This window comes from Roseovarius aestuariivivens, assembly GCF_004761875.1.
Lineage (GTDB): Bacteria > Pseudomonadota > Alphaproteobacteria > Rhodobacterales > Rhodobacteraceae > Roseovarius > Roseovarius aestuariivivens.
Genome location: NZ_SJEY01000001.1, coordinates 45,939 through 66,692 on the forward strand (window position 1 = coordinate 45,939; position 20,754 = coordinate 66,692).

The following is a 20,754-nucleotide window of genomic DNA, read 5'->3' on the forward strand; positions in this document are numbered from 1 at the left end:
CGAGTCAGCCGATAGCGGCGGCGCGCACGTCCTCGTCGATGTAAGGAAGGTACTGCTCGAAGTTGTCGGCGAACATCTTGACCAGTTTTGCGGCCTGCGCGTCGTAGGCGTCGCCGCTCTCCCAGGTGCGGCGCGGGTCCAGCAGGACCTCGGGGACGTCCGGCACGTCGACCGGCACGTCGAAGCCGAAGTTGGGATCCTTGCGGAACTCGACCTCGTTCAAGGAGCCGTCAAGCGCGGCGGTCAGGAGCGCGCGGGTGGCCTTGATGGGCATGCGCGAGCCGACACCGTAAGCGCCGCCGGTCCAACCGGTGTTCACCAGCCAGCAGGTGGTGCCGTGCTTGGCGATCTTCTCGCGCAGGAGGTTGCCGTAGACCTCGGGCCGGCGCGGCATGAAGGGAGCGCCGAAGCAGGTGGAGAAGGTCGGCTGCGGCTCGGTCACGCCGCGCTCGGTTCCTGCCACTTTGGCGGTAAAGCCCGACAGGAAGTGGTACATCGCCTGCGCCGGCGTCAGCCGCGCGATGGGGGGCAGAACGCCGAAGCTGTCGCAGGTCAGCATGATGACGTTCTTGGGATGCCCGCCAAGCGCGTTCTCGGATGCGTTGGAGATATAGTGCATCGGGTAGGCGCAGCGCATGTTCGCGGTCAGGCTGTCGTCCGCGAAGTCGAGATCGAGCGTTTCCTCGTCATAGACCATGTTCTCGATCACAGTGCCGAACATCTGCGTCGTGGCGTAGATTTCCGGCTCTGCCTCGGGGTCGAGATGGATCGTCTTGGCATAGCAGCCGCCCTCGAAGTTGAAGGTGCCGCGATCGGACCAGCCGTGTTCGTCATCGCCGATAAGCGTGCGGTTGGGATCAGCGGAAAGAGTGGTCTTGCCGGTGCCCGACAGGCCGAAGAAGACGGCGGTGTCCACGGGGTTGCCCTTGGCGTGGTTGGCCGAGCAGTGCATCGGCATGATGCCTTTTTCCGGCAGCATGTAATTCAGCAGCGAGAAGACCGATTTCTTGTTCTCGCCCGCATATTCGGTGTTGGCGATCAGGATCAGCTTGCGGTCGAAGTTGAGCGCGATCACCGTTTCAGAGCGGCAGCCATGCCGATCCGGATCGGCCTTGAAGCTGGGGCAGTTGATCACGGTGAAATCGGCGGTGAACGCGTCAAGCTCCGCGCGCTCGGGACGGCGCAGCATGTGGCGGATGAAAAGCCCGTGCCAGGCCAGTTCGGTGACCATGCGCATGTTGATCGAATGGGTCGGGTCGGCGCCGGCGACGAGATCCTGCACGTAATACTCGCGGCCCTGCATGTGCGCGATCATGTCGTCGTAAAGCGCGTCGAACGCGGCGGGCGTCATCGGGGCGTTGTTGTCCCACCAGATGCTGTCGGCGACGCTGTCGGTCTTGACCACGTGCTTGTCCTTGGGCGAGCGACCCGTGAACTTGCCGGTGGAGACGAGGAACGTGCCGCCCTGTCCCAGCCGGCCTTCACCCTTCTTGAGGGCCGCTTCGATCAGCGCCGGCTCGATCAGGTTGTAATGCACCTCTCCAAGCCCGGTAATACCCTGATCCTCGAGGCGGAATTGCGGGTTGACCCGTCCTGCTGCCATGTCTGCGCTCCCGTTTGTCGCTTGAACCGCTGGCCGCGGTCTGAAGGGTACGGCGACCCGTCGACGGGTCGCGGTACCGGAATGTATACCAAAGTTGCGAGGGCGTCTTAACACGACGCTTTCCCATATGAACAGCCGGGTTTTTCGCAGTTAGCGCAACCATTTGACCCGTTAGCGCAATCACGCGCGGACCGGGGCCAAAACCCGCCGGGACCCGCCCGGCCGCGCGCCGCGGGCGTCGCGCAACTGAGTCAATTTAGCCATTCCTTAGATTTTTTCGCGCGAAATGTGGCGGAAGCGCCCGCTGATTCGCAGTTTAGGATTGATTGTAAAGATCGAATTTGGGCATAGTAGCAGAAAAAACAGGCACAACGAGCAGTACAAGGAAATCAATAATGTCTAGAATCGCCCTTGTGGACGATGACAGGAATATCCTGACATCCGTGTCCATGACACTCGAGGCCGAGGGCTTCGAGGTCGAGACCTATAATGACGGCCAGCAGGCGTTCGATGCGTTCAACAAGAAACTGCCGGACATGGCCGTACTGGATATCAAGATGCCGCGCATGGATGGTATGGACCTGTTGCAGCGGCTGCGGCAGAAGACCTCGATGCCGGTGATTTTCCTGACCTCCAAGGATGACGAGATCGACGAGGTTCTGGGCCTGCGCATGGGCGCGGACGATTACGTGAAAAAGCCGTTCTCGCAGCGGCTTCTGGTCGAGCGGATCCGCGCGCTTTTGCGGCGCCAGGACGCGATGGACGGCAACGTCGTGGCCGAAACCGAGGACACCAAGGTGATCGAGCGCGGCGAATTGCGGATGGACCCGCTGCGCCACGCGGTGAGCTGGAAGGGCAAGGACGTGTCGCTGACCGTGACCGAGTTCCTGCTGCTGCAGGCGCTGGCGCAGCGCCCGGGCTTCGTGAAAAGCCGCGATCAGCTGATGGACGTGGCCTATGACGATCAGGTCTATGTCGACGACCGGACCATCGACAGCCATATCAAGCGGTTGCGCAAGAAGCTGCGCATGGTCGATTCCGAGTTTTCCGCCATCGAGACGCTCTACGGTATCGGGTACAGGTATAACGAGGAATAATGGCGCTGGCCGAGGGCATACGCATGCGGGATCATTCGCTGCAGGACGATGACGGCGTCGTTCTGGGCGATGATTTCGTGGCGCCGGAAAACGTTGTCGAGGAAGAGGTCCGCAAGCGGCGCGAGCGGCGCGGCTACTTTTCTGCCGGCAGCGGCGGGTCCCTGACGCGCAAGATCATCACCTTCAACCTGATCGCGCTGAACGTGATGGTGTTGGGCATCCTCTATCTGACCTCGTCGCGCGACGGGCTGGTGCAGCAGCGCGCCGACGGGCTTCAGGGCGATGTGGAGCTGATCGCCGACGTGTTCGAGGCGCAATTGCCGACCGGCGCGCCCATCAGTCTTGTGGCCATGGACGGGCTCGACGTGGAGAGCACTCTGGCCGGGCTCGACGTGCAGGAAGGCATCGAGGTCTTCGTCTTCGACGCCGACGCGCGCCTGGCGGGGCAGGTCGAGGGCCAGCTCGCCCGGCCCGGCGGCGGCGTGGGAGCCGATCAGCCGACCGTGATCACGGATGCGCTCAACGGAGTTTGGAACGCGGTGTCCGAACCGTTGGCCGCCGTGTTTCTGGACGACGAACCGCTGAGCGTCGAGGCGCAGGCCCAGGCTCTGGTGGAGGCCGCGCTGCAGACGGGCACGCAGACGGGCCGTGGCGAGGTCGACGGAACCACCGTCTTTACCGTGGCAACCCCGATCATGCAGGATGACGTGGCCGTGGGCGCCGTCGCGCTGGCAAGCGCGTCGGGCGAGATCGACCACCTGACGCGGATCGAGCGCGAGCGTGTGCTGCAGATGTTTCTGGTTGCGACCCTGGTGTCGGTCGGGCTCAGCCTGATCCTTGCCTCGACGATCGCCAACCCGCTGGCCGAACTGGCCGCGGCGGCCGAGGTGGGCGGCGCACGCAACCGCACCGGCGGCAATCGCGGTGGCGGGCGCATCCGCATTCCCGACCTCACCGCACGGCCCGACGAAATTGGCCGTCTGTCGGGTGCGTTGCGCGGCATGGTGACCGCGCTTTACCACCGGATCGACGGCAACGAACAATTCGCGGCGGACGTGGCGCACGAGATCAAGAACCCGCTGGCAAGCTTGCGCAGCGCAGTGGGCACGATGCGCGTGGCCAAGCGCGACGATCAGCGCGAGAAACTTCTCGACGTGATCGAGCATGATGTGCGCCGGCTCGACAGGCTTGTCAGTGATATCTCGAACGCCTCGCGTCTGGACAGTGAACTGGTCAAGGAAGAGCAGGAGCCTTTCGACCTTCTGTCAATGCTGGGCAATCTCTCGCAATATCTGGGCGAAGAGGCCGACAAGAAGGGCATTGAGTTCATCACCGATTTCCCCGACGAGCCGATCGTGGTCATGGGCCTCGAAGGCCGGCTGGCGCAGGTCTTCGTCAACCTCATCACCAACGCGATTTCCTTCTGTGAAGAGGGCGACGCGATCCGGCTCTGGACGCGCAAGCGGGAAAACCGCGTCGTGGTCGTGGTGGAGGATACCGGCCCGGGCATTCCCGAACAGGCGCTGACCAAAATTTTCCAGCGCTTCTATTCGCAGCGTTCTGAGAAGGATTTCGGCAACAATTCCGGTCTTGGCCTGTCGATCTCCAAGCAGATCGTCGAGGCGCATGACGGTGTGATCTGGGCCGAAAACATCCGTCCGACCGATGCCGACATCACCTCTGACCCTCTGGGAGCGCGGTTCGTGGTGGGTCTGCCGGTCTGAGGCCGCTCGGGCGCGGTTACGACAACGGAGTGCGCGCCTGGCCGGGTGAGGCTGGAAAACCGGTATCCCGGGCACCGGGCCCGATCCTTCCAAGGCAGGCGGGCCGGAAGAAGCCCGTAAACGGCGTCGCGGTGCGTGGGGCAAAACAGGACCTGCCGATGACCGGAACGGACAAAGAACCAGAGAATGACGCGGCACGAGGCGAGAGCGAGCCCACGAATGGTGCGGCACAAACCCTGCATGCCACCACCGTCGCGGTCGCCGGGCGCGGTCTTTTGATCCGTGGTGCCTCGGGGCGGGGCAAGTCGGGTCTTGCGCTGGAGCTGATCGCGCGCGGGGCCGGGCTGGTCGCGGATGACCGCACGGTCATCTGGCGCGCGGGCGCGCAGGTTATGGCCGACGCGCCCGACACGATCCGGGGCCGGATCGAAGCGCGTGGCCTGGGTATTCTGGCCGCGCCTGCGCAGGGACCGGTGCCGCTGGCGCTTGTGGTGGACATGGATGTCGAGGAAACCGATCGCCTGCCGCCCTTTCGCCGCACCACGGTTGCCGGGATCGACCTGCCGCTCGCAAGAATGTGCAGATCGCCGCATTTTTCTTCGGCGCTGCTGCTATATCTTAGCGGCGAGAGGCTGGAGTAGGGAGCGCCGGAGCATGCCGGAGCAGGTCAATGCAAAACGTCTGGTTCTGGTGACCGGGCCATCGGGCGCGGGGCGCACGACGGCCATTCGCGCGCTCGAGGACATGGGCTATGAGGCGATCGACAATCTGCCGCTGTCGCTGTTGCCGCGGCTGTTGGACGGAGACGTGCCCGACACGCCGCTGGCGCTTGGCATCGACGTGCGCAACCGCGATTTTTCGACCGCCGCGCTGATCGACGCGATCGACCGGCTGGGCGGCGCGGCGCCGGTGCCGATGCAGGTGCTTTACCTCGACGCGCGGGCCGATGTGCTGGTGCGGCGCTTTTCCGAGACCCGGCGGCGGCATCCGCTGGCGCCCGCGGAGGACCCGGATATGGGTATCGCGCGGGAATTCGACCTTCTGGGCCCGATCCGGGCGCGGGCCGACGTTCTGATCGACACGTCGGAGATGTCGCCGCACGATCTGCGCGCCGAACTGGAGCACTGGTTCGGGCCGCAGGGCCGCGGGCAGCTTTCGGTGACGGTGCAGTCCTTTTCCTACAAGCGCGGCCTGCCGCGCGGGCTTGACATGGTGCTCGACTGTCGGTTCCTGCGCAATCCCTATTGGGACGAGCGGTTGCGCGGTCTCGACGGGCGGGACGCGCAGGTTCAGGCCTATGTGGCCGCCGACGACCGGTTCGCCGGATTCCGGGACCGGGTGATCGACCTCACGGAGCTTTTGCTGCCGGCTTACGAGGCCGAAGGAAAGGCCTATCTCGCGATCGGATTCGGCTGCACCGGCGGGCAGCACCGCAGTGTCACCATGGCAGAAACTTTGGCTGCGGCCCTTGCAGAGGCGGGCTGGCAGGTGTCTATAAGGCATCGCGAGCTGGAGCGGCGCGGCCTTCTGGGCCAGCCCGGCGGCCCGCAAGAAGAAGGGCGGCAGCCCGGCAAGGGAGACGGCAGGCGGTGATCGGCATCGTGATCGTGGCGCATGGGGGGCTGGCCCAGGAATATCTGAAGGCGATCGAACATGTGATCGGCACGCAGACCGGCATTCGCGCGATTTCAATCGAGGGCGATCACGACCGCGCGGCCAAGCAAGCCGAGATCTGCGCCGCAGCCGACGAGGTGGATCGCGGGCAGGGCGTTCTGATCGTGACCGATATTTTCGGCGGCTCGCCGTCGAACCTGTCGCTCAAGGCTTGCCAGCCCGACGACCGCCGGATCCTTTACGGCGCCAACCTTCCGATGCTGATCAAGCTCGCCAAGAGCCGGGATCTGTCGGTGCCCGAGGCCGCCCGCGCCGCGCTCGACGCGGGGCGAAAATACATCGACAGCCACAATGTCACCGCGGATTGACCCGCCAGACCGGCGACCGCAGCATATTTCCGAAAGACCATCATGACCGAGACCGTCACCCGCCACCTGAAGATCGTGAACGAAAAGGGGTTGCACGCACGTGCGGCGGCCAAGCTTGTCGAGGTCGTTGAAGGATTCGACGCCGCCGCCGAAGTATCCCATGATGGGCAATCCACCGGTGCGGACAGCATCATGGGGCTTTTGATGTTGGCGGCGTCGAAAGGAATGACTATTGACGTGCGGGCTTGGGGACCCGATGCCGAGGCCCTGGCCGATGCGGTCGAGGCGCTGGTGGCCGACCGGTTCGGCGAAGACATGTAACGCGTGATCGGGCGCGGCGGGACAGGATCAGGACACGTGGCGGAACGCGTTGAGGAGCAAAGCGGAGGGGCGTCCACAGGCCCGGTATCGCCGACGAAGTACGACCGGCGCAGCCTGACCTATGCCAATTCCTTTGACACGCCCGCGACTGCGCTGACGATCCGCACCATCGAATGGTTCACCGGAAAGCTGACGATCCTGCGGATGATCCGCGAGTTCGAGAAGCGCGGCGCGCCCTCGGGTCAGCCCTTCTGGCGGGCGGCGCTGGGAACGATGGGGATCGACCTGCTGACCCCGCAGGAGCAGATCGACCAGATTCCGAAAGAGGGGCCCGTCGTCGTGGTGGCGAACCATCCGCACGGGCTTGTCGACGGGATGATCCTGGCCGATCTCATTGGCCGGCGACGCACCGATTACAAGATCCTTACGCGCGCCCTTCTGACGGGCATCGACGAGGTGGCGGCCTCTTACATGATCTCGGTGCCCTTCCCGCATGAGCCGGACGCGCAGCGCAAATCGGTGGAGATGCGGGCCAAGGCGATGGCCCATCTCAAGGAGGGCGGCGTGATCAGCGTCTTCCCGTCCGGCGTCGTGGCCTCGTCGGATACGCTCTTTGGCCCGGTGAAAGAGCGCGAGTGGAATGTCTTTACCGCGCAGATGATCCGCCGGTCCGGCGCGAAAGTGGTGCCGATCTTCTTTCCCGGGGCCAATAGCCGTGCCTATCAGATGGCCAACTGTGTTTCCGCGACGCTGCGCCAGAGCCTGCTGCTTCACGAGGTGGTGCGCAGCTGCAACCATCCGCAGAATCCGATCGTGGGCGCGCCCATCGGTGCGGAGGACATGCAGCAGCTGGACAAGGATCCGCGCGGCTTCATGGCGTGGCTGCGGGAACATACGCTAAGTCTTGGCAAGGGCTGACGGGCGCGCGCAAAAGAGATCCATGCCTCTGGCGGGAGTAGTTTCGCCAGGAAGAAGCCGGACGCGTCAGCGCGTCGGCACCGGCGTTTCTCCGCGGTAGTCGTAGAAGCCCCGGCCTGTCTTGCGGCCGAGCCAGCCGGCCTCGACATATTTCGTGAGAAGCGGGCAGGGGCGGTATTTTGTATCCGCGAGCCCGTCATGCAGCACGTTCATGATGGCAAGGCAGGTATCCAGCCCGATGAAATCCGCCAGTTCCAGCGGGCCCATCGGGTGATTGGTGCCGAGCTTCATCGAGGTGTCGATGGAGGTCACGCCGCCCACGCCCTCGTAGAGCGTGTAGACTGCTTCGTTGATCATGGGCATCAGGATGCGGTTGACGATGAAGGCCGGGAAATCCTCGGAACTGGCGGCGGTCTTGCCCAGCTTTTCCACCACGCCAAGGCAGGTGTCGTAGGTCGGCTTGTCGGTGGCGATGCCGCGGATCAGCTCGACTAACTGCATGATCGGCACCGGGTTCATGAAGTGAAAGCCCATGAATTTCTCGGGCCGGTCGGTGCGGCTGGCCAGACGGGTGATCGAGATCGACGAGGTGTTCGAGGTGAGGATCGTGTGCGGCTGTAGATGCGGCACGAGATCCTCGAAGATCGCCTGCTTGACGGTCTCGCGCTCGGTCGCGGATTCGATCACGAGGTCGGTTTCGCCGAGATCCGGCAGCTTTTGCGTGGTGGCGATCCGCGCCAGTGCCGCGTCCATGTCGGCCTGATCCATCTTGCCGCGGTCAACGCCGCGCTGCATGTTCTTGGTGATGGTGGCGAGCCCCTTTTCGAGCGCCTCTTCGCTGATGTCGTTGAGCAGCACGTCGAACCCTGCCGCCGCCATCACATGTGCGATGCCGTTGCCCATCTGACCTGCGCCGACGACGCCGACCTTTCGGATCTCCATGCCCGTATCCTCTCGCTAGATGGCGCGAGCATAGGCGCGGCGGCGGGGGGCCTCAAGAGCCGGAGATATCTAAAACTCGAGACGCATTGTGCGTTTAGGAAAATGTTAGGCGCTATGACCGAATCCTGTCGTCCGGGTGACAAAATCAGGTGGGTGCCATGACATTCGAAGAACTGGGGCGCGTGGGCGTGCGGGAAGAAACCTGTCGGTACAAGGGATCGCGGCTTGCCTTCCGGGGGCCGAGGCGCGATCTGCAGCAGGACTACATCGCCTTTCTTGGCGGGACCGAGACATTCGGGAAATTCGTCGACCGGCCGTTTCCGGCCCTGCTCGAGGAGCGCACCGGCAGAACCTGCGTCAATCTGGGCTGGCCGAATGCCGGGATCGACGTGGTTCTCAACGATCGCGGGCTGATGCGCATGGCCGGGGCGGCGCGGCTGACGGTGTTGCAGGTGCCCAACGCGGCCAACCTGTCCAACCGGTTCTATACGGTGCATCCGCGCCGCAACGACCGGTTCCTGAAGGCGCGCGAGCCGCTGCGCCGGCTTTATCCGGAGCTGGATTTCACCGAGTTCAGTTTCACGCGCCATATGCTGGTGGCGCTGAAGGGGCACTGTACGGACCGGTTCGCCCTGGTGCATCAGGACCTGGCGCAGGTCTGGATCGCGCGTATGCGCCGCGTGATCGGCAAACTCGGCGGGCCGGTGATCCTGCTGTGGTTTTCCGACCGCGCGCCGGAACGGGCCTGCGACAGGCCCGAGATGCAATATGACCCCGCACTGGTGAGCCGGGGCATGCTGGAGGCGCTGACGGATGTGGCCGCCGGCATGGCGCGCGCGCCGCGTGGTGGCACGGGCGAGCATACCGGGCTGGCCGAGCGGCTGTTCCAGCAAATCGAGACCCCCGCGGCGCGCGATCTTCCGGGGCAGGCGGCGCACGCGGCGGCGGCGCAGGCGCTGATCCCGCTGGTGACCGAGTACTGGGGCCGCTGAAACGAAAACGGCCCGCCGTGGGGGCGGGCCGCAGGAAATTTTCCGGGTGGGCCGCTTAGCCCAGCTTTTCGGAAAGCTCGGGCAGCGCGTCGAAGAGATCCGCGACGAGGCCGTAGTCGGCGACCTGGAAGATCGGGGCCTCTTCGTCCTTGTTGATCGCGACGATGATCTTCGAGTCCTTCATGCCCGCGAGGTGCTGGATCGCGCCGGAGATGCCGACGGCGATGTAGAGATCGGGCGCCACGACCTTGCCGGTCTGGCCGACCTGCCAGTCGTTGGGGGCAAAGCCCGAGTCGACGGCCGCGCGCGAGGCACCGACGGCCGCGCCGAGCTTGTCTGCAAGGCCTTCGATCAGGGCGAAGTTTTCCTCGGACCCGACGCCGCGCCCGCCGGAGACGACGATCCCGGCAGAGGTCAGCTCGGGGCGGTCGCTTTCGGCCACCTTGTCTTCGACCCATTCGGACAGGCCGGGATTGTCGGCGGCCGAGATCGTCTCGACAGGGGCCGAGCCGCCCGTGCCGGCGGCGTCAAAGGTCGACGTGCGGAACGACACGACCTTCTTGGCATCCGCGGACTTGACGGTCTGGATGGCGTTGCCGGCGTAAATGGGACGCTCGAACGTGTCGCCATCGACGACGCCGGAGACGTCCGAGATCACCATCACGTCAAGAAGGGCTGCCACGCGGGGCAGCACGTTCTTGGCGTCGGTGGTGGCTGGCGCCACGATATGGCTGTAATCGCCCGCGAGCGACACAATGAGCGCGGCGGTGGGCTCAGCCAGGCGGTGGCCCAGCATCGCGTCCTCGGCGACAAGCACCTTGGCGACGCCGTCGATCGTGGCGGCGGCTTCGCCTGCGGCGGCGGCGGAGGCGCCGGCACAAAGAACGGTCACATCACCCAATTGCTTGGCGGCGGTGACGGCCTTGGCGGTGGCGTCCATCGCCAGTTCGCCATCGGTGACTTCGGCAAGAAGAAGAACTGACATCAAACGGCCCCCGCTTCCTTGAGTTTCGCAACAAGCTCGTCAACCGAGCCGACCATTTCGCCCGCCTTGCGGGCCTCGGGTTCGGTCGTCTTGACGATTTCGAGACGCGGCGCGACGTCGACGCCGTAATCGGCGGCGGTCTTCTCGTCGAGCGGCTTTTTCTTGGCCTTCATGATGTTGGGCAGCGAGGCATAGCGCGGCTCGTTGAGGCGCAGATCGACGGTGACGATGGCGGGCATCTTGACCTTGATCGTCTGCAGGCCGCCGTCGACCTCGCGGGTCACCATCGCGCTGTCGCCGTCGATGTCGAGCTTGGAAGCAAAGGTGCCCTGGCTCCAGCCCAGAAGCGCCGACAGCATCTGTCCGGTGGCGTTCATGTCGTTGTCGATCGCCTGTTTGCCGGCAAGCACGAGGCCCGGCTGTTCTTCGTCGATCACGGCCTTGAGGATCTTGGCCACCGAAAGCGGTTCGATATCGGTGTGCACGTCCTCGGCGGCGACCACGAGAATGGCGCGGTCGGCACCCATGGCCAGCGCCGTGCGCAGGGTTTCCTGCGCCTGCTTGACGCCGATCGAGACGGCGATGACCTCTTCGGCCTTGCCGGCCTCCTTCAGGCGGATGGCCTCTTCGACGGCAATCTCGTCAAAGGGGTTCATCGACATTTTCACGTTGGCAAGATCGACACCCGTGCCATCCGCCTTCACACGGACTTTCACGTTATAGTCGATCACGCGTTTGACAGGTACGAGCACCTTCATCGGCATGGTCTCCCTTACATATTCCCCGAGCCGCAGAGGCGACTCTGCCGGTCTCACTTGGGCCTGTGATACCGTGTTGTTACCGTCCGAAACAGGTCAAAATCGTCACGTTTGCGTCTTGCGACGCCGCGTTTCCGGTGACAGCGGCAAAATTTCGTTACGTCACGGGGAAAGGGCGCGTGTGGCGCGGAGAAGTCAGACAACCGCACCCGGGCCTGTCACATGCCTTTTGGCAAGGTCAGCCGAGGGGGCATGTCCCGGCCAGCCACCTTAGCGGTTGGCGCCGGGAACCCACAAAACGTCGTCCTTGCCGCCGTCATTGGCCATGCGCGCGGCGACGAAGAACCAGTCGCTCAGACGGTTGAGATAGCGGATCGCGGCCTCGTTCACGCTTTCGACCGAGGCAAGCTCCACGGTCAGGCGTTCGGCCCGGCGCGACACCGTGCGGCACAGATGCAGATGCGCGGCAAGCGCACTGCCGCCGGGCAGGATGAAACTGCGCAGCGGTTCGAGCGCCTCGTTCATGATGTCGATCTCGGCCTCCAGTCGCTCGGTCTGGGAGGGGACCATGCGCAGCGGCGTATATTCGGCCTCGGTGTCTTTTTCCATGTCCGGACGGCAAAGATCTGCGCCAAGGTCGAAGAGATCGTTCTGAATGCGCGCCAACGCCTCGTCGGTTTCGTGCTCGGCGTGCAGACGGGCCATGCCGGCGCAGGCGTTGACCTCGTCCACGGTGCCATAGGCGGTCACGCGCAACGCGTGCTTGGCGACGCGGGTGCCGTTCCCGAGCGCGGTTTCCCCGGCATCGCCGGTGCGGGTGTAGATACGGTTGAGTACGACCATGGTTACTGCCCTCCTTGCCGGCGGATATAGACGAAAAGCAGGATCAGCACCACGGCTATGAACTGCGCGATGATGCGCCAGCGCATGAATTTGTTGGCGCGTTTGGCGTTGTCGAGCCCTTCCTTGCCGAAAGTGCTGATGCCCATGATCAGGATCACGGCGACAACCCCGCAGGCCAGCGCGGCGACGATGAAAAGCGGATCGTTCAGCATGGGTATTCTCCTGTCCTGGTCCCGTGGGCGCGATGTAGGCCGGGATGGGGGAAAAGCGAATGGAAATCGGGATGCGGGCGGGCGATCAGCCCTTGGAGATCACCCAGTCAAGCGCCCGGGTGGGCAGGATGCGGCGCAGTGTGCCCATGAGATAGGTGGGCGTCGTGACGTAATAGCGGGGCCGCGGACGGCGTGATTCGAGCGCGCGGATGAGCTTTTTCGTCACCGCCTCGGCGGGGAGTTCGAACGTGTCCTTCGTATACGGGCCATAAAGACGCGGCCGCACCGTGCTGCGGTAATCGTCGGCCCGCACGGAGTGTTCCCAGTCGATCCAGCGTTCAAAGGGCGCACGGGCGTTTTCACGGATCTTGCTGGTGACCGGCCCCGGTTCGATCAGCACGACATGGATATTCGTGCCGCGCAGTTCGACGCGCAAGGTGTCGGTCAGGCCTTCGACGGCGAACTTGGTGCTGACATAGGCGCCGCGCCAGCCGATGGCGACAAGGCCCAGCACGGAGGAATTCTGGATGATGCGGCCATGGCCCTGGGCGCGCATGACCGGGATGACCTGGCGTGTCAGGTCGTGCCAGCCAAACACATTGGCCTCGAAGATCTCGCGCAGAGCGCCGCGCGGCAGGTCTTCCACCAGGCCGGGGCAAGCGTAGGCGCCGTTGTTGAAAAGCGCGTCGAGCGTGCCGCCGGTCGCTTCGAGCACGTCGTTCAGGCCCGAGGCGATGCTGGCCTCGTCCTGATAGTCGATCCGGGGGCTGTCGAAGCCCTCGTCGCGCAGGCGCTGGCAATCGTCCTCTTGCCGGCAGGAGGCGAAGACGCGCCAGCCGCGCGCCCTGAGACCGCGTGCGGCGTCAAGCCCGATGCCGGACGAACAACCGGTGATGAGAAGGGATTTCGTGCTCATGGCGCGCAGACTGGACCGCCCGCGTGGCGGGCGCAATCGCTTTGCGGGATCAGTTGGCCGGAGCGGAGACGAGCCAGTCGGCCATCCAGCCTTCTTCGCCGGTTTCGGTCACGCGCAGCTTGAGCCAGCCGTCCTGGTTTTGTTCGAGCACGGCCACTTCGGTGCCTTCGGTGAGGCTGGTGATCCGCTCGAACCCGGTGCCGGGGCCGCCGCGCATGTTGACGACGTTGCCGGTGACATAGCGGATGTCTTCATAAGCGGTCGGCGTCGGCGTTTCGCGGGCGGCGGTGACGGCACGCTGACGCTCTTGTGTCAGCGAGAAGAGTTCGATCGCGCCTGGCCAGATCTTTTTCGCGCCTGCCACGTCGCCGGTCTCGGTGCCAAGAGCGGCGGCGACAGCCGCGTCGACCGCGTCGGTGTCTTCGGATTCGGTCAGCAGCGCGACCTTGTCCTCGTCCCGGGGCAGGGTGCGAACGCGTTCGGTCTTGAAGCTGTCGGTATCGACCGAGGCGAGGGTGATCCCGAAGCGGTCCTCCTTGGTCGTCTGAAGCTGGTTGAGGCGGGTCGTGCGGAGTTCTTCGACCGAAACGATCTCGGCGGACTTGGACGTCTGCGCGGTGGTAGCGGGCGTGGCTGACGTATCGTTCTTGGCGCGGGCCTGCAGGGAATTTTCGCCGGGCGCGTAATCGGCACCGCCGCTGAGTTCATAAAACGCAAAGCCCAGAAAGCCGAACGTCACAAGAATAAAGCGCCACATCTGCGCAGACCCCCCAAAAGACCCGTCGGCGGAAATCAGCCGCCGTGTTGAAAAGTTACACGATTCGCCTTTTGCGATCATGGAAAAACGCTCCGAATATCGCGAAGTGATGCTTTACGGCCCTCGGGCGGGCTTGTATCACATCATCTATGACGGATCTGGTCGATGACCCCAATATAGGCCCCGAAGCTGTGGCAGAGCCGCTACGCCGTGCGATTGGCGAACGGTATCTGACCTATGCCTTGTCGACCATCATGCACCGGGCGCTGCCCGATGCGCGCGACGGTCTCAAGCCGGTGCATCGCCGGATCCTGTATGCAATGCGCGAATTGCGATTGAGTTCCACGGGGGGCTTCCGAAAGTCGGCCAAGATCTCGGGCGACGTGATGGGCAACTACCACCCGCATGGCGATGCCGCGATCTATGACGCGATGGCGCGCCTCGCGCAGGATTTCGCGGTGCGCTACCCGCTTGTGGACGGGCAGGGGAATTTCGGGAATATCGACGGGGACAACCCGGCGGCGAGCCGGTACACCGAGGCACGGCTGACCAACGTGGCCGAGGCCCTTCTGGAGGGGCTGAACGAGGATGCGGTCGATTATCGCGACAATTACGACGGCACGCTGCGCGAGCCCGTTGTGCTTCCGGCGCAGTTTCCGAACCTTCTGGCCAACGGATCGAGCGGCATTGCGGTGGGCATGGCCACCAACATTCCGCCGCATAATATTTCCGAGCTAATCGACGCCTGTCTGCACCTGATCAAGACGCCCGATGCGCGCGATGATACGCTGCTCAATTACGTGCCCGGGCCGGATTTCCCCACGGGCGGCGTGGTGGTCGAGCCGAAGGAGAACATCGCACAGGCCTATCGCACGGGACGCGGCAGTTTCCGTCTGCGCTGTAAGTGGGAGGTCGAGGATGTGGGCCGGGGTCAGTGGCAGATCGTGGTCACGGAAATTCCCTATCAGGTTCAGAAATCCAAGCTGATCGAGAAGCTGGCCGAGCTGATCCAGACCAAGAAAGTGCCGATCCTCGCCGATATCCGGGACGAAAGCACCGACGAGGTGCGCATGATCCTCGAACCACGGTCTAAGAACGTGGACGCGGAGGTTCTGATGGGGATGCTCTTTCGCAATTCGGATCTCGAGGTGCGGTTCAGCCTGAACATGAACGTGCTGATCGACGGGCTGACGCCGAAGGTCTGTTCGATGAAGGAGGTGTTGCGCGCCTTCCTTGATTTCCGGCGTGAGGTTTTGATCCGGCGGTCGAAGCACCGGATGGACAAGATCGACCACCGGCTGGAGGTTCTGCAGGGTCTGATCACGGCGTTTTTGAACCTCGACCGCGTGATCGAGATCATCCGCTACGACGACGAGCCGAAGATGGCGCTGATGTACGAGGACTGGAGCCATGTGCACCAGGCGACGCTGCGCCGTGCACTGCACGAGGCCGAGTATCTTTCACCGCTTGACGGTGTGGATATGGACGCGCTGCGGCTGGTGGCCGATCCGGAGGGCGAGGCGCGTGGAATTCTGAGCGAAAGCGCCACGGAACGCGCTATCCCGCACAGCTATGAGGGGCGCGAGAACGGGCTGTCGGACGTGCAGGCCGAGGCGATCCTGAACATGCGGCTGCGCAGCCTGCGGCGGCTGGAGGAAGAGGCGCTGGTCAAGGAGCGCGACGCGCTGATGGAAGAGCGTGCGGGGCTTGAAGACCTTCTGGAGGAGGACGACCTGCAATGGTCGACCATCGCCGAGCAGCTGCGCGAGGTGAAGAAGACCTTCGGCAAGGACTATGAGGGCGGCGCGCGGCGCACGCTGATCGAGGAGGCCGCCGAGGTCGAGGAGGTGCCTCTTGAGGCGATGATCGACCGCGAGCCGATCACGGTCGTCTGCTCCAAGATGGGCTGGATCAGGGCCATGTCCGGGCATATCGACCTGACCCGCGAACTGAAGTTCAAGGATGGCGACGCGGGGCGCTTCGTCTTCCATGCCGAGACCACGGACCGGCTTTTGGTGGTGGGCTCGAACGGGCGGTTCTACACGTTGCAGGCCAGTGCCCTGCCCGGCGGGCGGGGCATGGGCGAGCCGGTGCGCCTGATCGTCGATCTGCCGAACGAGGCGGAGATCGTCACGATCCTCATTCACAAGCCGGGCCGCAAGCTTCTGGTGGCGTCCTCGGCGGGGGACGGGTTCATCGTGCCCGAGGACGAGGTCGTGGCGCAGACGCGTTCGGGCAAGCAGGTTCTCAACGTGAAAGGCGATGTGCGGGCGCGGGTCTGCAAGCCCGTGACGGGCGATCACGTGGCCTGCGTGGGCGAGAACCGCAAGGTGCTGGTCTTCCCGCTCGACGAACTGCCCGAGATGGGGCGGGGTAAGGGCGTGCGGCTGCAGAAATACAAGGATGGCGGTCTGAGCGACGCCACCACCTTTACGCTGGCAGAGGGGCTGAGCTGGCTTGATCCAGCGGGCCGGACGCGCACGGAAAGCGAGCTGGCCGAATGGATGGGCAAGCGCGCCAGCGCAGGGCGCATGGCGCCGCGCGGCTTCCCCCGTGACAACCGCTTCACCTGAAGGTTATTTGCGCGTGAGCGCGTGCCGCACCTACCTTGACGCAACGCGATGCGGGAGGTTGAGACATGCGGCTGACACGACGGACATTCCTGACAACGGCAACGGCGGGCGGGGCGGCAGCGCTGGTGTGGCGCCCGGCGATGGCCGACGAGGCCTACTGGTACGAAAACGGCGGGTACGCCGCTGACGGGGCGGATGTGGTGGCCTATTTCGGGCTTGCCGCCGGCGCGGATGGCGTGCGCGGCTCAGACAGTTTTGTGACCGAATGGAACGGCGCGCGGTGGCGGTTTTCGAATGCCGAGAACCTGGCCGCCTTTGAGGCCGATCCCCAGCGCTATGCGCCGCAATTCGGCGGCTATTGCTCTTACGCCGTGTCGCGCGGGTACACCGCCCATGGCGACCGCAACGCATGGACCGTGCACGACGGCCGGCTTTACCTCAACTACAACAAGTCGGTGCGCGCGCGGTGGCAGACCGATATTCCCGGCAACATCACCAAGGGGCGCGCGAACTGGCCGTCCGTTCTGAGCGGTTGAACCTGCGGGGGCGCGCTGAAGCACGCCCTGCCGGATCCGTATCAGGCGGCGCGCTGTGAGGCCGGCATCGGCTCGGCCTCGAGCCAGACGCCGCCCTCGGGACGCAAGGTCAGGATCATCACCGGTTTCGGATCCCGCCCCCTGACAGACGTAAAGCGGAAGCGACCGAGAAGCGTGGCGAGGATGATGACCGCCTCCTGCAGGGCGAAGCTGGCGCCGATGCAGATGCGTGGCCCGTCGCCGAAAGGCAGGTAGCTGAACCGGTCGATCGACTTGCGATCCGCGAAGCGGTCGGGGCGGAAATGATCCGGCTCTTGCCACAGATCGCGGTGCCTGTGCAGCGCGTAGATCGGCAGCATCACCGTGTCGCCGGGTTCGATCTCGGTCCCGCAGAGCGTGTCGTGGCTTTGCGCGGTGCGTGACACCACGCCGCCGGGTGGATAGAGCCGCAGCGCCTCGTCCACGATCTGCCGCACGAGGTGCAGCTTGTCCACGTCCGAGCCTGTGGCGGCTGCAGCCCCGCAGACGCTGTGCACCTCGGCCCGGGCGCGGTCCTGCACCCCTTGATCGAAGGCGCAGAGGTAAAGCGACCACGCGAGCGCAAGCGCGGTTGTCTCGTGCCCGGCCACGATGAAGGTCAGCAGGTTGTCGCGCATTTCCGCGGTGTTCATCTGCCGCCCGCTCTTGGGGTCCTCGCCCGCCATCAGCAGATCGAGCAGGTCCGGCACGCCATCCGCGCCGCGCGCGCGCCGCGCTTCGATCGCCGCGTCGGCGGCGCGGTGCATGTCGACCACCGAGGTGTGCGAGGCCATCAGGCGCGCCGGGCGCGGCACCCAGTCGGGGGCGCCCAGAACGTCGAGGATCGAAATCTTTCCCGCCTGCGCGATATAGGTGTCGATGCCGCGATGCACGGCCCCGGCATCAAAGCTGCCATCGTCGGAAAACGTCACCTCGGCGATCACGTCGAAGGTGGTGCGCACCATCTCGGCGGCCATGTCCACCGCCCGGTTGCCGGCCGCCGCGATCCGCGCCGCGCTGCGCTCGGCGGCCGCGGTCATGATCGGGGCAAGGTTCATCACGTTGCGGTGCGAGAAGACCGGCGCGGCGGTGCGGCGCTGCCAGCGCCAGTCCGCGCCCTCGGCGATGAACATCGACTCGCCGATGGCCGGGCGCAGCAGGTTCTTGGTGACCCTGGATTTCGGATAGTCCTCGACCCGCTCGATCAGGATGTGCCGGATCGCGGCGGGATCGGTCACCATATGCCAGCGGGTGCCGGTGCGGCCCGAGACGATCGGCTCTTGCGTGGCGCGTTCGGGGATGATGCCAAGAATGTTTTGCCGCGCCGCGCTCAGGCTGGCGAGCAGGCCGAGCGGCGCCTTGACCAGCGGGACCTGAACCGGTGTGTCGGGGCGGGGCATGGCGGCAGTCCTTTCGTGGAGCTTGACCAGCATATAAGCGCGCCAAGCGGTGCGGCAAACACGGGCAAGGCGCACTGCCGGTTTGCACTGGGCCGCGCGCTGCGCTATCGCGGTCGCACTTTAGGGCACGAGGGGGGTCTTTGCATGTTTCGCCGTTTTTTCCTGTTGATCGCCGGGCTGGCGCTGACCGCCTGCACCAATCCCAACGATCTGGACAAGACGCCGGTCTACCTCGGCAATTTCCATCTCGGACACAACGTGGTGGTCGCGCCCAACCTGACCAAGGGCCCGGCCTCGCGCGAGGCGAGCCAGGAGGAATGGATCGCGTATATGACCAAAGCCATCGACGAGCGGTTTTCACGCTACGAGGGCACGCGGCTTTACCATCTGGGGATCAGTATCGAAGGCTACGTGCTGGCGGTGCCCGGCATTCCGCTGGTGGCCTCGCCGAAATCCGCTCTGATCCTCAATGTCACGGTCTGGGACGATGCGAAACAGGCAAAACTGAACGCCAAGCCCGAGACGGTGACCGTGGTTGAAAGTATCTCGGGCAATACGATCCTTGGGTCGGGCGTGACCCAGTCCAAGGAAGTTCAAATGAAAAACCTCAGCCGCAACGCCGCCAAGCTGATCCAGAACTGGCTGGTGCGCCAGAACAACGCCGAGGGCTGGTTCGAGGATGACGGCGTGCCGGCCAACGACAAACCCGCCTCGCAGAAACGGTACCGGCCCGCAACCGCGGCCGAGCAGACCGCGGCGAACCCGTCCCGAGCGCCCGAGGAAGCGACACCCGCAGAGTGACGCCGGGCGGTTCGATCCCATGAAGCGCTTGATTTTCCCGCGGCAAGCCAATAAATGCGCGCAGGACTTTAAACCGGGCCGTTCGGGCCCTCCAACAACACAGGGCGCCTGAGAGAGATGGCAAAAGAAAAGTTTGACCGTTCGAAACCGCATGTGAACATCGGCACGATTGGCCACGTTGACCACGGCAAGACGACGCTGACGGCGGCGATCACGAAGTATTTCGGCGATTTCCGGGCCTATGACCAGATCGACGGTGCGCCCGAGGAGAAGGCGCGCGGGATCACGATCTCGACGGCGCATGTGGAATACGAGACCGACGCGCGCCACTACGCCCATGTCGACTGCCCCGGCCACGCCGACTACGTGAAGAACATGATCACGGGTGCCGCGCAGATGGACGGCGCGATCCTGGTGGTGAACGCCGCCGATGGCCCGATGCCGCAGACGCGCGAGCACATCCTGCTGGCCCGTCAGGTCGGCGTGCCGGCGCTGGTGGTGTTCCTCAACAAGGTCGACCAGGTCGATGACGAGGAGCTTCTGGAGCTCGTCGAGATGGAAGTGCGCGAGCTTCTGAGCTCGTACGACTTCCCGGGCGACGACATTCCGATCGTGGCGGGCTCGGCCCTGGCGGCGATGGAAGGCCGCGATCCGGAGATCGGCGAGAACAAGATCCGCGAGCTGATGCAGGCGGTGGACGACTACATCCCCACGCCCGAGCGCGCCGTGGACCAGCCGTTCCTGATGCCGGTCGAGGACGTGTTCTCGATCTCGGGCCGCGGCACCGTGGCCACCGGCCGGATCGAGCGTGGCCTGATCAAGGTCGGCGAAGAGATGGAGATCGTGGGCCTGAACAAGAACAAGAAGACGACCTGCACGGGCGTCGAGATGTTCCGCAAGCTTCTCGATCAGGGCGAGGCCGGCGACAACGTGGGTCTTCTGCTGCGCGGCATCGAGCGTGACGGCGTGGAGCGCGGCCAGGTGCTGTGCAAGCCGGGTTCGGTGAACCCGCACACGAAGTTCGAGGCCGAGGCCTATATCCTGACCAAGGAAGAGGGCGGCCGCCACACGCCGTTCTTCGCCAACTACCGCCCGCAGTTCTACTTCCGCACGACGGACGTGACCGGCACGGTGACGCTGCCCGAGGGCACGGAAATGGTGATGCCGGGCGACAACCTGAAGTTCGAGGTCGAGCTCATCGCGCCGATCGCGATGGAAGACGGCCTGCGCTTCGCCATCCGCGAAGGCGGCCGCACCGTCGGCGCCGGCGTCGTCTCGAAAATCCTCGAGTAACCCAGACGTTTGGCACGGCCTGCGCCTCTGCGCAGGCCGCTCAGCAATCCAGAAAGGGCGCCGGAAACGGCGCCCTTTTTCCG

21 protein-coding genes are annotated in these 20,754 nt (G+C 64.7%); 12 read left to right on the plus strand and 9 right to left on the minus strand.

Annotated features, from left to right (window positions below):
• Positions 1–4: 4 nt before the first annotated feature.
• The gene (locus EZV60_RS00205; protein WP_135500954.1) at positions 5–1,603 is read right to left on the minus strand and encodes a phosphoenolpyruvate carboxykinase; all 1,599 of its coding nucleotides are present in this window, start codon (positions 1,601–1,603) and stop codon (positions 5–7) included.
• Positions 1,604–1,998: 395 nt separating this feature from the next.
• On the opposite strand from EZV60_RS00205, the gene EZV60_RS00210 reads away from it, so the two are divergent.
• The 7 genes from EZV60_RS00210 to EZV60_RS00240 all read left to right on the plus strand — a co-directional run bounded on the left by EZV60_RS00210 (position 1,999) and on the right by EZV60_RS00240 (position 7,645).
• Complete coding sequence (locus EZV60_RS00210) at positions 1,999–2,700, plus strand: response regulator transcription factor (RefSeq protein ID WP_135500956.1); 702 nt, start codon at positions 1,999–2,001, stop codon at positions 2,698–2,700.
• Positions 2,700–4,424, plus strand: coding sequence for a sensor histidine kinase (locus EZV60_RS00215; protein WP_135500958.1), 1,725 nt, complete (start codon positions 2,700–2,702; stop codon positions 4,422–4,424). The genes EZV60_RS00210 and EZV60_RS00215 overlap by 1 nt, the downstream gene beginning before the upstream one ends.
• 158 nt (positions 4,425–4,582) lie before the next feature.
• Positions 4,583–5,065, plus strand: a complete 483-nt coding sequence (locus tag EZV60_RS00220; RefSeq protein ID WP_135500960.1) for an HPr kinase/phosphorylase — start codon at positions 4,583–4,585, stop codon at positions 5,063–5,065.
• Positions 5,066–5,078: 13 nt separating this feature from the next.
• Complete coding sequence (gene rapZ, locus EZV60_RS00225; RefSeq protein ID WP_135500961.1) at positions 5,079–6,017, plus strand: RNase adapter RapZ; 939 nt, start codon at positions 5,079–5,081, stop codon at positions 6,015–6,017.
• Entirely contained in the window at positions 6,014–6,406 is a 393-nt protein-coding gene (locus tag EZV60_RS00230) for a PTS sugar transporter subunit IIA (RefSeq protein WP_135500963.1), read from the plus strand. Before rapZ ends, EZV60_RS00230 begins: the two co-directional genes overlap by 4 nt.
• Positions 6,407–6,448: 42 nt before the next feature.
• Entirely contained in the window at positions 6,449–6,727 is a 279-nt protein-coding gene (locus tag EZV60_RS00235) for an HPr family phosphocarrier protein (RefSeq protein ID WP_135500965.1), read from the plus strand.
• Between the two features lie 36 nt (positions 6,728–6,763).
• Complete coding sequence (locus tag EZV60_RS00240; protein ID WP_135500967.1) at positions 6,764–7,645, plus strand: lysophospholipid acyltransferase family protein; 882 nt, start codon at positions 6,764–6,766, stop codon at positions 7,643–7,645.
• 66 nt (positions 7,646–7,711) lie between these two features.
• Here the strand turns inward: EZV60_RS00240 and EZV60_RS00245 are convergent, their stop codons facing one another.
• Positions 7,712–8,587 (minus strand): 3-hydroxybutyryl-CoA dehydrogenase, encoded by an 876-nt coding sequence (locus tag EZV60_RS00245; protein ID WP_135500969.1) that lies wholly within the window; start codon positions 8,585–8,587, stop codon positions 7,712–7,714.
• 158 nt (positions 8,588–8,745) lie between these two features.
• Between EZV60_RS00245 and EZV60_RS00250 the strand changes: the two genes are divergently transcribed.
• A complete protein-coding gene (locus tag EZV60_RS00250; protein ID WP_135500971.1) occupies positions 8,746–9,579 on the plus strand; it encodes a DUF6473 family protein in 834 nt (277 codons plus the stop codon).
• A 55-nt stretch (positions 9,580–9,634) separates the two neighbouring features.
• On the opposite strand, the gene EZV60_RS00255 is transcribed toward EZV60_RS00250, so the two are convergent.
• From EZV60_RS00255 to EZV60_RS19225, 6 genes are all read right to left on the minus strand, one after another.
• Entirely contained in the window at positions 9,635–10,564 is a 930-nt protein-coding gene (locus EZV60_RS00255) for an electron transfer flavoprotein subunit alpha/FixB family protein (RefSeq protein ID WP_135500973.1), read from the minus strand.
• Entirely contained in the window at positions 10,564–11,322 is a 759-nt protein-coding gene (locus tag EZV60_RS00260; RefSeq protein WP_135500975.1) for an electron transfer flavoprotein subunit beta/FixA family protein, read from the minus strand. The genes EZV60_RS00255 and EZV60_RS00260 overlap by 1 nt, the downstream gene beginning before the upstream one ends.
• A 270-nt stretch (positions 11,323–11,592) precedes the next feature.
• Positions 11,593–12,165 carry a cob(I)yrinic acid a,c-diamide adenosyltransferase gene (locus tag EZV60_RS00265; protein WP_135500977.1) on the minus strand — a complete coding sequence of 191 codons (573 nt, stop codon included), beginning with the start codon at positions 12,163–12,165 and terminating at the stop codon, positions 11,593–11,595.
• Between the two features lie 2 nt (positions 12,166–12,167).
• On the minus strand, positions 12,168–12,377 hold the full coding sequence (locus tag EZV60_RS00270) for a twin transmembrane helix small protein (protein WP_135500979.1): 210 nt from the start codon (positions 12,375–12,377) through the stop codon (positions 12,168–12,170).
• An 85-nt stretch (positions 12,378–12,462) separates the two neighbouring features.
• Complete coding sequence (locus EZV60_RS00275) at positions 12,463–13,293, minus strand: SDR family NAD(P)-dependent oxidoreductase (protein ID WP_135500981.1); 831 nt, start codon at positions 13,291–13,293, stop codon at positions 12,463–12,465.
• Between the two features lie 49 nt (positions 13,294–13,342).
• Entirely contained in the window at positions 13,343–14,050 is a 708-nt protein-coding gene (locus EZV60_RS19225; RefSeq protein ID WP_210115041.1) for an SH3 domain-containing protein, read from the minus strand.
• 149 nt (positions 14,051–14,199) lie between these two features.
• Here EZV60_RS19225 and EZV60_RS00285 point away from each other — a divergent pair, with 149 nt between their 5' ends.
• Both EZV60_RS00285 and EZV60_RS00290 read left to right on the plus strand, forming a co-directional pair.
• Positions 14,200–16,623 (plus strand): DNA topoisomerase IV subunit A, encoded by a 2,424-nt coding sequence (locus EZV60_RS00285; RefSeq protein WP_135500983.1) that lies wholly within the window; start codon positions 14,200–14,202, stop codon positions 16,621–16,623.
• Positions 16,624–16,688: 65 nt separating this feature from the next.
• Positions 16,689–17,159, plus strand: coding sequence for a YHS domain-containing (seleno)protein (locus EZV60_RS00290; protein WP_135500985.1), 471 nt, complete (start codon positions 16,689–16,691; stop codon positions 17,157–17,159).
• A gap of 41 nt (positions 17,160–17,200) precedes the next feature.
• On the opposite strand, the gene EZV60_RS00295 is transcribed toward EZV60_RS00290, so the two are convergent.
• Positions 17,201–18,577, minus strand: coding sequence for a cytochrome P450 (locus tag EZV60_RS00295; protein ID WP_135500987.1), 1,377 nt, complete (start codon positions 18,575–18,577; stop codon positions 17,201–17,203).
• A gap of 144 nt (positions 18,578–18,721) precedes the next feature.
• Between EZV60_RS00295 and EZV60_RS00300 the strand changes: the two genes are divergently transcribed.
• A complete protein-coding gene (locus tag EZV60_RS00300; protein WP_210115042.1) occupies positions 18,722–19,378 on the plus strand; it encodes a hypothetical protein in 657 nt (218 codons plus the stop codon).
• Between the two features lie 117 nt (positions 19,379–19,495).
• Complete coding sequence (tuf, locus tag EZV60_RS00305; protein ID WP_135500989.1) at positions 19,496–20,671, plus strand: elongation factor Tu; 1,176 nt, start codon at positions 19,496–19,498, stop codon at positions 20,669–20,671.
• The last annotated feature ends 83 nt before the right edge of the window (positions 20,672–20,754 follow it).